Source organism: Pseudohalioglobus sediminis, from assembly GCF_008370495.1.
Taxonomy (GTDB): domain Bacteria; phylum Pseudomonadota; class Gammaproteobacteria; order Pseudomonadales; family Halieaceae; genus Halioglobus.
In genome coordinates, this window is record NZ_VTUX01000005.1 from 136450 (window position 1) to 151858 (window position 15409).

At 61.6% G+C, this 15409-nt stretch carries 13 protein-coding genes; 3 read left to right on the forward strand and 10 right to left on the reverse strand.

Annotated features, from left to right (window positions below; genetic code table 11):
• Window positions 1–8: 8 nt before the first annotated feature.
• The 9 genes from F0M18_RS11915 to mnmG all read right to left on the reverse strand — a co-directional run bounded on the left by F0M18_RS11915 (window position 9) and on the right by mnmG (window position 8842).
• Window positions 9–479: a F0F1 ATP synthase subunit B gene (locus F0M18_RS11915; protein ID WP_149611668.1), complete on the reverse strand. Its 471-nt coding sequence runs from the start codon at window positions 477–479 to the stop codon at window positions 9–11.
• Window positions 480–551: 72 nt separating this feature from the next.
• Window positions 552–779: a F0F1 ATP synthase subunit C gene (gene atpE / locus F0M18_RS11920; protein WP_009020576.1), complete on the reverse strand. Its 228-nt coding sequence runs from the start codon at window positions 777–779 to the stop codon at window positions 552–554.
• A gap of 49 nt (window positions 780–828) precedes the next feature.
• Window positions 829–1713, reverse strand: a complete 885-nt coding sequence (gene atpB, locus F0M18_RS11925) for a F0F1 ATP synthase subunit A (protein ID WP_149611669.1) — start codon at window positions 1711–1713, stop codon at window positions 829–831.
• A 28-nt stretch (window positions 1714–1741) separates the two neighbouring features.
• Complete coding sequence (locus tag F0M18_RS11930) at window positions 1742–2125, reverse strand: ATP synthase subunit I (RefSeq protein WP_149611670.1); 384 nt, start codon at window positions 2123–2125, stop codon at window positions 1742–1744.
• Between the two features lie 274 nt (window positions 2126–2399).
• Window positions 2400–4433 carry a TonB-dependent receptor gene (locus tag F0M18_RS11935; RefSeq protein ID WP_149611671.1) on the reverse strand — a complete coding sequence of 678 codons (2034 nt, stop codon included), beginning with the start codon at window positions 4431–4433 and terminating at the stop codon, window positions 2400–2402.
• Window positions 4434–4573: 140 nt separating this feature from the next.
• Window positions 4574–5467 (reverse strand): ParB/RepB/Spo0J family partition protein, encoded by an 894-nt coding sequence (locus F0M18_RS11940; RefSeq protein WP_149611672.1) that lies wholly within the window; start codon window positions 5465–5467, stop codon window positions 4574–4576.
• Window positions 5468–5479: 12 nt separating this feature from the next.
• On the reverse strand, window positions 5480–6280 hold the full coding sequence (locus F0M18_RS11945; RefSeq protein ID WP_149611673.1) for a ParA family protein: 801 nt from the start codon (window positions 6278–6280) through the stop codon (window positions 5480–5482).
• A 29-nt stretch (window positions 6281–6309) separates the two neighbouring features.
• Window positions 6310–6960 (reverse strand): 16S rRNA (guanine(527)-N(7))-methyltransferase RsmG, encoded by a 651-nt coding sequence (gene rsmG, locus F0M18_RS11950; RefSeq protein WP_149611674.1) that lies wholly within the window; start codon window positions 6958–6960, stop codon window positions 6310–6312.
• On the reverse strand, window positions 6941–8842 hold the full coding sequence (mnmG, locus tag F0M18_RS11955; protein WP_149611675.1) for a tRNA uridine-5-carboxymethylaminomethyl(34) synthesis enzyme MnmG: 1902 nt from the start codon (window positions 8840–8842) through the stop codon (window positions 6941–6943). Before mnmG ends, rsmG begins: the two co-directional genes overlap by 20 nt.
• A 199-nt stretch (window positions 8843–9041) precedes the next feature.
• On the opposite strand from mnmG, the gene F0M18_RS11960 reads away from it, so the two are divergent.
• Window positions 9042–10349, forward strand: coding sequence for an alpha/beta hydrolase (locus F0M18_RS11960; protein WP_149611676.1), 1308 nt, complete (start codon window positions 9042–9044; stop codon window positions 10347–10349).
• 8 nt (window positions 10350–10357) lie between these two features.
• On the opposite strand, the gene F0M18_RS11965 is transcribed toward F0M18_RS11960, so the two are convergent.
• Window positions 10358–11197: an alpha/beta hydrolase gene (locus F0M18_RS11965; protein WP_149611677.1), complete on the reverse strand. Its 840-nt coding sequence runs from the start codon at window positions 11195–11197 to the stop codon at window positions 10358–10360.
• Between the two features lie 229 nt (window positions 11198–11426).
• Between F0M18_RS11965 and F0M18_RS11970 the strand changes: the two genes are divergently transcribed.
• Together F0M18_RS11970 and F0M18_RS11975 are read left to right on the forward strand one after the other, a co-directional pair.
• Window positions 11427–13421, forward strand: a complete 1995-nt coding sequence (locus F0M18_RS11970; RefSeq protein WP_149611678.1) for a sodium-translocating pyrophosphatase — start codon at window positions 11427–11429, stop codon at window positions 13419–13421.
• Between the two features lie 145 nt (window positions 13422–13566).
• A complete protein-coding gene (locus F0M18_RS11975) occupies window positions 13567–15408 on the forward strand; it encodes a M2 family metallopeptidase (protein ID WP_149611679.1) in 1842 nt (613 codons plus the stop codon).
• The last annotated feature ends 1 nt before the right edge of the window (window position 15409 follow it).

Below are 15409 nucleotides of genomic sequence, written 5' to 3' on the forward strand. Positions count from 1 at the left end.
CCTCGCGATTACAGCTCTGCGGCCAGCTGGTCTACCAGCTCTTTGTGTGCTTCACGGTCGATCGAAGCACCCAGGACCTTTTCGGCACCGACAAGAGAAAGGGTGGCAACTTCGCTGCGCAATGCTTCACGCGCGCGGTTGGTCTCCTGCTCAATCTCAGCCTGCGCAGAAGCCTTGACCCGGTCTGCTTCCGCAACCGCAGCTTCCTTGGCTTCTTCTACCAACTGGTTGGCACGCTTGTTGGCGGCGTCGATGATGCCAGCGGCCTCTTCCTTGGCTTCCTTCAGGCGTTCTACCGCCTTTTCCTTGGCCAGTTCGAGGTCGTGACTGGCGCGGTCAGCGGCAGCCAGGCCATCAGCGATTTTTTGCTCGCGCTCTTCCATGGCGGCCATAATCGGCGGCCATACATACTTCATGCAAAACCACACGAAGCCGACAAACGCGATCATTTGCCCGATAAGCGTAAGATTTATATTCACGCTCTTCTCCTCACAGGTTGTTGTTGTTGGGAGCCATCTGCGGTGGCAGGGCTCCGTTAAACAATGTCTCTATTAACCTGCAACAACGAAGATCAGGTACATGGCGATACCAACACCGATGATGGGGATCGCGTCTACCAGGCCAGCGCCCAGGAAGAAGGTTACCTGCAGTTTCGGCGCCAGTTCAGGCTGGCGAGCAGAGCCTTCGATCAGCTTTCCGCCCAACAGGCCAACACCGATAGCGGCACCAAGACCACCCAGTCCCATCATGATGGCGGCAGCAACGTAGATCAGTTCCATGAGTTTCTCCTAGAGTAAGTAAAGAACCAAAAGGTTGAGTTACAGTTAATTAATGATCTTCATGAGCCATGCTGAGATACACAATCGTCAGCACCATGAAGATAAATGCTTGCAGGGTGATTACCAGGATATGGAAAATCGCCCAGCCAATCTGCAGCAGACCCGCGGGTGCCATCCAGGCAATACCGGCACTGAACAGGGCTGCAATCAGAATGAAGATCATCTCGCCGGCGTACATGTTTCCGAACAGACGCAGGCCGAGTGAGAAGGGCTTGGCCAGCAGGCCAACCACTTCCATGAACAGGTTCACAGGAATGAAGATCCAGTGATTGAAGGGATTCAGGGTCAGTTCTTTCACGAAACCGAATCCCTTTACCTTGATCGAGTAATACAGCATCAGGATGAACACACCCACGGCCATGCCCATGGTGATGTTGGGGTCGGTGGATGGCACGATTTTCTGGTATTCGACACCCAGCAACATCAGGGTATGCGGCACCAGGTCAACCGGCACCAGGTCCATCAGGTTCATCAGGAAGACCCAGACGAAGATTGTCAGGGCCAGAGGCGCGACCAGCTTGTTGTGGCCGTGGAAGGTATCCTTGACGGTGCCGTCTACGAAGTCGACGATCATCTCTACTGCATTGACCAGCCCGCTGGGAACGCCGGCTTCGGCTTTCTTGGCGACCGATCGGAACAGCAGGCAGAAAACGATGCCAAGGCCGATAGACCACATCATGGAATCAACGTGGATGGCATTGAACCCCATGGCCGCCGCCTCGGCGCCGCCATGGGCCATGGTCCAAACGCCGCCGTCCGGCACAATGGAGCCGTCATAGCGCTCAAAACCGCCCGGAAGCTTGCCGTACGTCAGGTTAGTCAGGTGGTGGACAATGTATTCGGAGATTGTCTGGGTTTCGCCTGAAGCTGCCATCTATAGAACTCTTGCGTCTATGTTGCTTTCACTGGTTGCGCGTGAGCAACAACCAGCTACCAAAAATCTGAATAACCAGCATCACCAGGTAACCGATGAATACTGCCAGGCCGTCTATGGGCCGAACCGTCGCAAAGACAACGGCAAACCCGGCGATACTCAGCAAAAACTTGCCAATTTCCCCAGCGTAGCTGGACCGGGCTATAGCCCTGGCTGATTTTGCGCCACGCCAGCGGAAAGCCAGCTGCGCAAAATAGGCCTGAGGAATGATGGCGATTAACGCCCCCGCTCCCAGTGACCAGGCCACTACCTTGTCATATGCAAACAGTGGCAGGCATATACCAACAAGAAGCACCAGTTGCGCCAGGGTGATGCGGTGGACTGGAGGTCGTGCTATCTCAGCACCGGGCATGACAGCCTCGTCTTACTCCCCTATCCAATAGCCTCACGGGTTTCATCCTCGATCAGGGCGCGCGCATTATAGGGGCAATAGTGGGCAGGTTCAACCAGACTATGGTCGTTATCCAGCGAAGAAATACGCCGCATTTACCCGCACGATCACTGCAGTTTTTGCGCTTTTTGCCTCGCTTTGCCACGGCAATCGCCTATTTAGTGGCTGGCTGTTTTTTAGCCACTAGATAATGTACCTGCGGCGCCCCGGCCAGTGACTGGCAGGCGCGCCGCACCTAGAAACGATAGCCCACGGAAAGGCGGAGCTGGCGCGGCTCGAATACGTGATAGTGCACGTCTTCCGCCCCCGTCGCGGGCTCACCGGGCAGCCGCGAAGCGTAGTAGTAGTCGATATCGTGGTCGTCGGAATCAAACAGGTTCAACGCATCGAGCTGCACGCGCAGGCGCTGGCCTTCCCAGCCCAGGGCGAGACTGGCGAGCGCGGAGCCATCCGACTCCACACTGTTGTCCTCTATCAGCGGCGCACCACTGAACTGGCGCAGTCGCAATGAGCCAAACCAGCCTGCAGGATAGCGCGCACTGAGTGCCCCGCTGGCAACCCATTGCACGGCGCCGGGAATGTAATCGCCCTCGGGCGCGCTATCGTCGAAGCGGGCGTGCGTCCAGGCCAGGTCGAGCTCGAGCTGCCAGACCGCGTTGATACGCCAGAAGTTCGTCAGCTCCAGCCCCCAGCGACGGCTCGGGCGGCTGGCCTCGGTAGTGCCGGCATCCCCCACGAACAGCAGCTCCGAGTCCAGCTCCAGGTACCAGACGGCAAGTGCGCTGTTGCCCGCGCCCCACCAGTCGTTGCGCAAACCGAACTCGGCGCCGCGCGAGCGCACCAGCGGGTCCACCGGCGCCACCGCTTCCCCGGAAGCGGGATCGATACTGATGGTGGTGCCGCGGGCATCGTTGGAATGAAAGCCCAACCCCCCGCTGAGATAGTATTCGCGAGTGTCGTCGGGCGTATAGATCAGGCTGGCCTTGGGGCTGAGTATGCTATCCGAATCAGACCCGCTGTTGGCGGCCAGGTCGGAATCCACGTCGAAGTGGTAGTAGTCCCCACGCAGGCCGCTGACCAGCCGCCAGCGCTCAGCCAGCGCCCAGTCCAGTTCGTAGTAGAGCCCGAGGCTGGTTTCCTCCACCGCATCACGCCGGGTAGTGCCGAGACGCTGACGGCGATCGGTGTGAAACAGGGCGACCTCGTTGATGTCGTCGTGGCGCAGCTGGGCGCCGGCGCGGTGCTGCAGTAAGGATCCGCTGCCCCAGTGCTGGTGCCATGTCGCGCCGTAGATACGGCGGTCATCCAGTTGCTCGAACTGGTCGCCCCGTTCCGGGTCGTCCAGCAGATAGGTGAAATTGGACCAGAGCTGCATGCGGTAATCGATGGCGTAGGCAGACAACTGCTGGCTGCCCCCGGCCGTCTGGCGCTGCAGCCCGGCAGACAGGCTGTAACGGCTCGATTCCCCGCCCAGGGTATCGTCCAGCGACCCATATTCATCGATCAGGCCCGAGTTCACTGCGCGCCGGGGAATCTGGTCTGCTGAATTCCAGCTGTTGTCGTAGCCCATCAGGGTGACGAACCAGTTGTTGCTGTCATCGCCCTCGTAGTAACGCAGCAAGCCGTTGACTTTACTCACGTCCTCTTCGATATCCGTCCACGGACCATCGTAGGCCTGGCCCTCCAGTGCGGCGCTCAGGCTGCCGGCACCCAGATCGAGCCCGCCCATGGCCAGCAGGCGCTGGAAACCATTCTCTCCCACCTGCACCCTGGCCTCGACATCACTGAGGCGTTGGGCAGTGCGGATATGGGCACCGCCTGCCGATGAAAAGTCACCCAGTTCTGCGTGGTACGGCCCTTTGACGAAATCCACGGTGCGGATGGTTTCCGGGATCAGGAAGTTGATATCGGTATAGCCCTGGCCATGGCCATGCGAGCGCATATTGACCGGCATACCGTCTACCCAGGTCGCAAAGTCGGTACCGTGATCAAGGTTGAAACCACGCAGGAACATCTGGTTGGATTTCCCCGAGCCGCTGTGCTGGGTGACGACCATACCGGGCACGGCTTCCAGCACATCGCCCGTACGCAACAGCGGGCGTATTTCCAGGTCGGCCTGACCCACCCTGCCCTCGGACGCGCTGCGCGCCTGGTTGATCAGGACCAGGCTCCTGCCCTGCACGACCACTTCCTCCAACTCATGGGCACTCACGTTTACCTGTGCCGCTGTGGCGACAAGGACCAAGAACAGGGGGGTAGATCGATTCATCAGGTTACTGCGTCTGTATTTGTAGTTGGAGTTGGTTTTGCTGATCCCGGACCAGCGTATTGGATGGCGCTGCTCATGGCCCGCCTGCCAATGCCCCCAGGCCGGGAGCCAGATCGCAGCGTGGGGCTCTGCCGCCCGCTCTACTTGATATGGGCCAGGATGCCGTCCAGTTCATCCAGCGAGGAGTAAGCAAGCACCAACTTACCCTTGCCCTTGGCCGAATGCTGGATCTGCACTTTAGTGCCCAGGCGCTGCGACAGGTCATCCTGCAGGTGGCGTATGTTGGGATCCAGTGTCTTCTGTTCCCTGGGCTTGTCCTTGGCGGCGAGCAGGTTCCGCACCAGCGCTTCTGTCTGGCGTACCGACATGCCCCTGCCCACGACCTGGCCGGCGGCAAGGGACTGCTCACCTCCGTCCAGGGCCAGCAGGGCACGCGCATGCCCCATCTCCAGGTCGCCGTGCTCGACCAGCCGCCGCACGTCCTCCTGCAGGCTCATCAGGCGCAACAGGTTGGTTACCGTGGAGCGTGATTTTCCTACCGCATCCGCGACCTCCTGCTGGGTCAACTCGAATTCCTGTTGCAGTCGCTGCAGTGCCACGGCCTCCTCAATCGGGTTGAGGTCCTCGCGCTGTATGTTCTCTATCAGGGCCATAGCGATGGCGGCCTCATCCGGCACATCGCGGATCACCGCCGGGATGCTGTCCAGGCCGGCCAGCTGTGTGGCTCGCCAGCGACGCTCACCGGCAATAATCTCGTACTTGCGATCGGAAACAGGGCGCACCACGATGGGTTGCATCACCCCCTGCGCCTTGATGCTGTTTGCCAGTTCCTGCAGCGATTCCGGCTCGATGTCCCTGCGCGGCTGGTACTTGCCGCGCTGGATCAAGTCCACGGCCAGCTCCTTGAGCACTTTATCCGGGTCGGAGGCAGCCTCTGCCACGGTCGCTTCAGATGCCTCCGCCGCCTGGCTGGCGGCAGCACTGGCGCCCAGCAGCGCATCCAGCCCGCGGCCCAGGGAACGTTTCTTGGACATATTGGCTCTCCCTTATTCCACGGCCACGGGGGCCGCCTGCTGCGCGAGTTTTTCCTCCCGCCGGATAATCTCCCCCGCCAGGGCCATGTATGCCTTGGCGCCGCGGGAGTATTTGTCGTAGTACATGGCCGGTACGCCATGACTGGGTGCCTCTGCGAGGCGCACATTGCGCGGCACCACAGTGCGGTAGACCTTGTCGCCGAAATGACTGTGCAACTGGTTGGAGACCTCATTGGTGAGGCTGTTGCGCGGGTCGTACATGGTGCGCAGGATGCCCTCGATCTGTAACCCGGCATTCACCGATTCGGCTATCTGGCCGATGGTTCGCACCAGGTCGGACAAGCCTTCCAGCGCGAAATACTCACACTGCATGGTGATAATTACGCCATCCGCTGCCACCAGTGCGTTCAGTGTGAGCATGTTCAACGAGGGCGGGCAATCGATAAGCACGTAGTCGTATTGTGCGGATGCCTCGATCAGCGCAGCCCGCAGACGGCGCTCCTTGTGCTCCACCTCTATCAGTTCGACTTCTGCCGCGGTGAGGTCGCTGTTCGACGGCAGCACATCAAAATTGCTGTCGCCGGCGCGCAGAATGACCTCGGTAACGGGGGCGCGGTGCACCAGCACATCGTAGATACTGCGGTCGACGCCGTACTTGTCGATGCCGCTGCCCATGGTGGCGTTACCCTGTGGGTCGAGATCAACCAGCAGCACGCGCTTCTTCATCGCGGCAAGGGAGGCGGCAAGGTTCACGCAGGTGGTCGTCTTGCCGACCCCGCCCTTCTGGTTCGCGATTGCGATGATTCTTGCCACAATTTCCCCTGGTCAGCTTGCTGCGCCAATCAGCGCAATGTCATATCCACCAGGTGACGCTGCTCGTCCAGCCCCGGCACCTGCAGGCGGTGTATCGCCTCCACAGAACACAGCTCTGCGATCGCGGCCAGCTCCGCTTCCGGATACGCACCCTTCATGGCGAAAAAGTGCCCTGTATCCGCTAGCAGGTGGCGGCAGCCGGAAACCATGTCTGCCAGCGAGGCAAATGCCCGCGAGAGCACCGCGTCGAATGGCGCGTCGCTTTGGAATGACTCCACACGCGCCTGGTGGACCGTCATATTAGCCAAGCCAAGCGCAGTTTTCACCTGAAACAGGAAGCGTGTTTTCTTGCCATTGCTGTCCAGCAGGTGAAATTCGCGCTGCGGAAAGACGATGGCCATGGGCACGCCGGGCAGGCCGCCACCGGTACCCACGTCGAGCAGGCGCTGGCCACGCAGGTAAGGCGCGATCGCCAGGCTGTCCAGCAGGTGGCGCGTTACCATCTGTTCGGGATCACGCACCGCCGTGAGGTTGTAGGCCCGATTCCATTTCACCATCATCTGCAGGTAGTCGAGCAGGCGCGCCCGCGTGTCGGCAGGAAGCTCCAGGCCAAGCCGGGCGCAGCCGCTCGCCAACTGTTCTTCGCATGTTGTGTCCAACTCAGGCCAGCTTGCGTGCATCGCCCGACGACGACAGGGCCCCGCGCTTCTTCAGATAGATCAGCAGCAGGGAGATAGCAGCGGCGGTGACACCCGGGATTCGGCTCGCGCGGGCCAGCGTGTCCGGTCGCGCCTCGGCCAGTTTCTGCCTGACCTCATTGGACAGCCCGTCGACCTGCGCATAGTCGAGGTCGGTGGGCAATGGTGTGTTTTCATGACGCCGCAGGCGCTCGATCTCATCCTGCTGCCGGTCAATATAGCCGGCATACTTGGCCTGGATCGCGACCTGCTGGGCCGCCTGCTCATCGTCCACCGGGGCGCCCTTGAGGGAGGCGATGTCGCCATATTCCAGCTCGGGACGTTTGAGCAGGTCCGCCAGCGAGTATTCGCGGCTCATCGGACTGGTCAGCCTGGGTTCCAGTGCCTTCGCTTCCGGGCTGCCGGGGTGAATCCAGGTCGCGGCCAGGCGCTCCGTCTCGCGGGCAATGGCCTCGCGCTTTGCCTCGAAGCGGCGCCAGCGCGCATCCCCGACCAGGCCGAGTGCCCTGCCGGTTTCGGTCAGGCGCAGGTCGGCGTTGTCTTCACGCAGCAACAGCCGGTGTTCGGCACGGGAGGTGAACATCCGGTAGGGCTCGATGGTACCCATGGTGATCAGGTCATCGACCAGCACCCCGATGTAGGCTTCATCACGGCGCGGGCACCAGGGTTGCTCGCCCTTGACCGCCAAAGCTGCGTTCAGGCCGGCCAGCAGGCCCTGCGCAGCCGCCTCCTCGTAACCCGTGGTGCCGTTTATCTGGCCGGCAAAGTAAAGGCCGGGCAGGGCTTTGGTCTCCAGCGAATACTGCAGGTCACGGGGGTCGAAGAAATCGTATTCGATAGCGTAACCCGGGCGGGTAATGTGGGCGTTCTCGAAGCCCTTGATCGAGTGCACCAGGTCGATCTGCACGTCGAAGGGCAGGCTGGTAGAGATGCCGTTGGGATACAGCTCCGGGGTGCTCAGGCCCTCGGGCTCGATAAACACCTGGTGTGAATTCTTGTCAGCGAAGCGGTGTATCTTGTCCTCGACACTGGGGCAGTAACGCGGGCCGACACCCTCAATAACCCCGGAAAACAGTGGCGAGCGATCGAGGCCCGCGCGAATGATGTCATGCGTGCGCTCGTTGGTGTGGGTAATCCAGCAGCAACGCTGCTCCGGATGTTCCTCTGCGCTGCCCAGGAAGGACATCACCGGGATGGGTTCGTCACCCCACTGCTCCTGCAGCCCGGTGAAATCCACGCTGCGCGCGTCAATGCGCGGTGGTGTCCCGGTTTTCAGCCGCTCCACGCGAAACGGCATTTCCCGCAGCAGCGAGGCCAGGGCTATGGAGGGCGGGTCACCGGCGCGCCCGCCGGCGCTGTTTTCCATACCGATGTGCAGTTTGCCACCGAGGAAGGTCCCGGTGGTCAGCACCACCCGCGGCGCCCGGAATATCACCCCCATCTGGGTGATCGCGCCGGCAATCACGCCATTTTCAATGAGCAGGTCGTCCACAGGCTGCTGGAAGATGAAGAGGTTTTCCTGGCGCTCCAGGATCTCGCGGATAGCATTGCGGTACAGCACGCGATCGGCCTGCGCCCGGGTGGCACGCACCGCCGGTCCCTTGCGCGAGTTGAGGACCCGGAACTGAATACCGGCGCGATCCGTGGCCCGCGCCATGGCGCCCCCCAGGGCATCCACCTCCTTCACCAGGTGGCTCTTGCCAATACCGCCGATGGCCGGGTTGCAGGACATCTGGCCCAGCGTATCCACGCTGTGAGTCAACAGCAGGGTGCGACAACCCATGCGAGCCGCCGCCAGGCAGGCCTCGGTACCGGCATGTCCGCCACCGACTACGATTACATCGAACTGCTGTTTGAATTCCACGGTACTGGCCTCACCTGCCGGCACGAATTTGGGTGGGCGATTATACGTGCGGCCGGGGCGGTGTTCAAAAAATGTTCACCCGCAAAAATGCCACCGCGTGGGTTTTGGACAAGCGCCCGCCGCCTTGTGTACAGTGGCGACAGCCGCGGGAGTGCAAGCCCGCGGCCTCGCTCGCATACCCACTTAAGGTAATACTGCTATGGATTGGCTGCTGGCTCTTCTGGCGATCTTCAACCTCGTTTCAATGATTACGGTCTTCGCGCCGCGGGCAGTGCCGCGCAAGGCCGTGCCCTGGGTCACTTTCGGTACCGCGTTGCTGGCAACGGAACTGGCCTGGATATGGCTGCCGTTCCAGGCCTTGTTGGCGCTACTGTTCTGCCTTGGAGGTGCCCTGGATTCAACACTGGGCAACCTGGCGCTGACGGTGCTGCTGATCACCTGGGCCGGCCTGGTCTGGGCGATATGGAAGTCAACCAAGGCCGAGGCCACGGTTGAGTCCGCCCTGGTCAGTGGCCTCGGCCACGACTACCGGGCAGCGGTACCCGCCGAGCGGCGCGAGGAATTCCGCAACAGGGTTACCTTCAGCGACTGGCGCAACCCGGTTGGCTGGGGGCACCCGGATGTCGAGGTCATCAAGCACATTCCGTATGGCCCGGCCGGCGTGCGTCAACAACTGGACATCTACCGCCCGCGTGTGCTGCCGGAAGGTGGCTGCCCGGTACTACTGCAAATCCACGGCGGCGCCTGGATGATAGGGGACAAGGGCAGCCAGGCCCTGCCGCTGATGTATCACCTGGCCAGCAAGGGCTGGATCTGTGTGGCGGCGAATTACCGGCTGAGCCCCAGCGTTTCCTTCCCCACCCACCTCACCGACTGCAAGAAGGCCCTGTGCTGGATTCGTGAAAACGGTGCCGAATACGGCATGGATACGGACTTCGTGGCCGTCACCGGCGGCTCAGCCGGGGGCCACTTGACTGCCCTTATGGGGTTGACTGCAAACCGCAAGGAGTTGCAGGAAGATCACCCGGACACGGATACCTCGCTGCAGGCAGCCGTACCTTTTTACGGTGTTTACGATTTCCTCGTGCGCTACAACCAGCACCCCAACAAGGAGATCTACCAGAAATTCCTCAGCGGCAAGGTGCTGCATGAAACGCTGGAAGACAATCCGGCGCTCTGGGACCTGGCTTCACCGGTTGCCCAGATCCACCAGGAGGCACCGCCCTTCATGTTGCTACACGGCACGCACGATACCCTGGCTGCGGTGATGGATGCGCGAGTATTTGCCGACAAGCTCAGGGAGACCTCGGAACAGGCGGTGGTCTACGTGGAAATGCCGGGCGCCGAACACGCCTGGGAAATCTTTCACTCTTTGCGCACCGAGCACACCATAGACGGGGTGCACCGCTTCCTGGAGTGGGCGCTGGCCGAACACCGGGCCGGGAAGACCCAGGACACGGACCAGGACCCGGAGCAGGCAAACGCAGGAGAAACCAGCACCGACTGAGTCGGCGTTCAACCGCCGAGGCGTCGATCACACCAGTCAGTGAGCTCGGCGTAGATCTCCTCGCGTTCCGGTTCCGCAAAAATCTCGTGGTACAGGCCGGGATACAGCTTGAGTGTCTTGTCACTTGAGCTCACTGCGTCATACAGGAACCTGGATCCGTCCGGCGCGGTCATGACATCTGCGGCACCGTGCATGATCAATATCGGCAGTTCAATCTCCGCGGCCCTGGCCTGGATTTCCGCCATCGCGGCGAACAGCTCCGAGACAAAACGCGCCGACATCTTCCCGTGATTCACCAGCGGATCTTCACAATAGGCCTTGACCACGGCCGGGTCGCGGCTGACCCCGGCCGGATCCAGCTGCATCACCCCCATCGAGGGTGTCAACCGGGACAGCAGCTGAATCAGCAACCTCTGTATGAGCCCGGGTTCCATCTCCGTCTTGATGGCGGGGCCGGACAATACACAACCGGCAAATTCACGCTGGTGGGAAAGCAGGAAACAGGCGCTGATCAGCCCTCCCATACTGTGGCCGAGCAGGATCACGGGCAGCTCCGGGAACTGTTCCGCCATACGCTGGCGAAACATCTCCAGCGTTTCCATATGGTGCTGGAACTCCTCCATGTGGCCATAGCTGCCATCGGATTTGCCATGGCCAATGTGGTCCTGGGCTACCACCGCATAGCCGGCGGCGCAGCAATGCGCAGCCAGGCCTGCATAGCGGCCACTGTGCTCTCCCGCCCCATGCACGATGAGCAGCACCGCTTTCGGTGCCGTGTCCGGTGTCCACTGCTGGTAATAGATCGAATGTCCGGCCGCGCCCTCAAAACTGCCATCTTTATGCTGCATCGTTACTCTCCTCGTCCCGGGCCGCAAACTGCCGGCGCATCACCGCCGCAATCAGCGACCGGCCCAGCATAGTGCAACTGACGTGCGGAAACCACGTACACAGGCTGCACAGCAACACCCGCGGCAAAACTGTAGCGAAGAGTAGCTTCCCGGCCGCTTGTCAGGGTGAGGACTTCCCCTGTAGCATGGCAGCAGCAAGATCAAATAATAATCAACATGGAGTCAGCTTATGTCTGAGTATCATGTGGTACCCCCCTTGCTTGGCCTGGCCGGTCTGGTCGTCGCCTTCGTCATCTATCACATCATGATTCGCCACAATCACGGCGACGGGGCAGTCAAACACATCGGCGACCAGATTCACCTGGGCGCCATGGTCTTCATGCAGCGTGAATACAAGATGCTCGGTATTTTTGCCTCGGTGCTGCTGGCCTGCATTGTGATATCGCCGCTGGGAATCAACACGGCCATTGCTTTCCTCGCCGGCGCCCTGTCTTCAGCCACGGCCGGATTCCTGGGCATGTTCGCCGCCACCAAGGCCAATGTGCGCACCGCCGTGGCGGCACACAACCACGGCCAGGACCTGGCCCTCTCCATCTCGTTCTACGGCGGCTCCATCATGGGCCTGTGCGTGGCGTCACTGGGGCTGGTCGGGCTGGGAACGCTGTACTGGTACTTTGGCGGCGACCCGCATACGGCGCACGCCATTCACGGTTTCGGCATGGGCGCCTCGGTAGTGGCCCTGTTCTCCCGCGTGGGCGGCGGTATCTTCACCAAGAGCGCCGACGTCGGCGCAGACCTGGTGGGTAAGGTCGAAGCAGGCATACCTGAAGACGACCCGCGCAACCCCGGCGTGATCGCAGACAACGTGGGCGACAATGTCGGTGATATCGCCGGCATGGGGTCTGATATTTTTGAGTCCTACTGTGGCTCAATGATCGCCTGTATTGCCATCGCTTCCACCATGGCCATCAGTGCAGAGGAACAGGGCGCAATGATGTTCCTGCCGCTGTCGCTGGCCAGCATCGGGCTTATCGCCTCACTGTTCGGCATCGGCATCGTTCGCGCCCGCAGCAATGCGGCGCCGGAAACCGCCCTGCGCACCGGCACCCTGGCGGCGCCCGTGATCTTCGTGGCCATGGCCTGGTTCCTGATCGGGGGGATGGGGCTTGAGGCCCATATCTGGTGGTCCGTGGTCAGTGGCGCCGTCGGCGGTGTGCTGATCGGCCTTATCACCGAGTACTACACCGGGTCATCACCGGTGCAGAAGATCGCCAAGTCCGGAGAGACCGGCCCGGCCACGGTAATGATCACCGGCCTGGCCGTCGGCATGCAGTCCGTGGTGCTGCCGATCCTGTTCCTGGCGGCCATCATCTTCGTTTCCACTTCCCTGTCCGGGCTTTACGGCGTAGGCATTGCCGCCGTGGGCATGCTGGCCACCGTGGGCATCACCATGGCTATTGACGCCTACGGGCCGGTCGCCGATAACGCTGGCGGCATCGCGGAAATGGCCGGCATGGGTGAGGAGACCCGCAAGATTACTGATGGCCTCGACGAGGTCGGCAACACCACCGCAGCCATCGGCAAGGGCTTTGCCATTGGCGCTGCCGCGCTGGCGGCGCTGGCGATCATTGCCGCCTTTGTCGAGACCGTAGAGGTCAACAATCCGGGCTTCAGCCTGGAGATCTCCGACCCTATCGTACTGGTGGGTATGTTTATCGGTGGCACCGTGCCCTTTCTTATCGCCTCCATCACCATGACCGCTGTGGGCGAGGCCGCCTTTGACATGATCACCGAGATCCGTCGCCAGTTCCGGGAGATACCCGGGTTGCTCGAGGGGAAAGCGGAGCCGGATACCGCGCGCTGTGTCGACATCGCCACCTCCGCTGCGCTCAGGCGCATGATCCTGCCCGGTGCCATCGCCGTGGTCACCCCGGTCATCGTCGGTTTTGGCCTCGGCGCGCAGGCGCTGGGCGGCATGCTCGGCGGGGCCTTGCTGGGCTGCGTACTGATGGCGTTGATGATGGCCAACGCCGGCGGCGCCTGGGACAACGCCAAGAAGTTCGTCGAGAAAGGCAACTTCGGCGGCAAGGGCTCCGACACCCACGCGGCCACGGTAGTGGGCGATACCGTCGGTGACCCGTTCAAGGATACCTCCGGCCCGTCGATGAATATCCTGATCAACGTGATGGCCATCGTCAGCCTGGTTATCGCCCCCATGCTGTAACCGCAGCGGGCGCAGCGAAGCTGCCGCCCCGCTATGCCGGCGGTAAGTCTCGCCGGGCGCTGAGGCTTTTGGCCGGTTGTGCGTTCTACCCGTATCCGGCCCGGTTACGCATCTGTAACGGCCACAGCATCCACGGAGACCCGCAATGTACCTGTTCAGAACCGCACTGGCCGTTGTCACGCTGTCTGCCGGTGCGCCACTCGCCCTGGCCGCCAACCAGCACGAAGCGGAGGCGCGCGCATTCTTTCTGGAGGCCAGGGATGAAGCCACCGCTGTGGCCTTGCCGGCCGCACGCGCCCGGTGGATCTTCAATACCTACATTACCCACGATACCCAGCAAATGGTGATCGAGACCGGCAAGCAACGTGAACTCACCAGGGTGGCGCAGGCCCGACAGGCTCATGCACTGCTGGGCAAACCGGGGCTGAGCGACAGCACCCGACGTGATCTCAACAAAGTACGGCAGACCGCCAACCTGCCCTCGCCTGCGGACCCCGCCGCCACTGCAAGGCTGCTGGAAATCGGGGCCGAGTTGAAAAACCTCTACGCCACAGGCAGTTACTGCGATAACAACGGCGAGTGCCTGTCCCTGCGCGAGATGGAGCGGATCCTGCGTAGCAGCCGCGACCCCGCCGAGCAGCTGGCGCTGTGGCAGGGTTGGCGCGAGGTGTCACCACCCATGCGCCAGCTCTACCGTGAGCAGGTAGAGCTGGCTAACGCCGGCGCCAGCGATCTCGGTTTCGACGACCTCGGCGACTACTGGCGCTCGCGCTACGACATGAGCGGCGACGACTTCGCGGCCGCGATAGAACGCTACTGGCAACAGGCCAAACCGCTGTACGAGGCCCTGCAGTGTCACGTGCAGGCCCGACTCACGGAATACTATGGTGCAGAAAACACACCTGGGGATGGCACCATCCCCGCGCACCTCACCGGCAATATGTGGGCACAGAACTGGTCGGGTATCGAAGACATCGTTATGGGTAGCCAAACTGCAGCGCCCTTCGACCTGACAGCCATTCTCGCCGAGCGTGAGATGGATGCAATCGACATCGTCAAAATGGCCGAGGGCTTCTTCGTTTCCCTGGGACTGGAGCCTCTGCCGGACACTTTCTGGGAGCGCTCCATGTTTACCCGGCCGGCAGACCGGGAGGTCGTGTGCCATGCCAGCGCCTGGAACGTGGATATGCAGGATGACCTGCGCATCAAGATGTGTATCCAGCTCACCGAAGACGAAGTAAAAGTCGTGCACCATGAACTGGGCCACAACTATTACCAGCGCGCCTACAAGGACCTGAACTATTTCCATCGTGGCGCCGCCAATCCCGGGTTCCATGAGGCCCTGGGCGATGCAATTGCGCTTTCGATCAACGGCACCTACCTGCACCAGATCGGCCTGCTCGATTCTGCGCCCAAGGCCGACAAGCAGACTCAGATCGCCGCGCTGATGAAAATGGCGCTGGACAAGGTCGCCTTCCTGCCCTTTGCGCTGGTCGTGGACAAGTGGCGCTGGCAGGTGTTCTCGGGCGAGGTCGGCGGCGAGGAATACAACTCAGCCTGGTGGCAGCTGCGCCGCCAGTACCAGGGCGTTTCCGCCCCCGTCGCCCGCAGCGAGGCCAACTTTGACCCCGGGGCGAAATACCACATTCCCGGCAATACCAGCTACAGTCGTTATTTCCTGGCGCACCTGTTGCAATTCCAGTTCCATGAGCGCCTGTGCGAACTGGCGGGCTTCGCAGGCCCCCTGCACCAGTGCAGCATTTACGGCAGCCAGGCTGCGGGTGACACACTGAACAAGATGTTGGCAGCGGGCACCAGTCGCCCCTGGCAGGATACGCTGGAGGCCTTCACCGGCGAGCGGGATGTCGATCCCCGGGCCATGCTCAACTATTTTGCGCCACTCAAGACCTGGCTGGATGAACAGAACAAAGGGCGCCAGTGCGGATGGCAGCAAGCGGCGACAGCGCGTCCATCACCGGGGCCCTGAA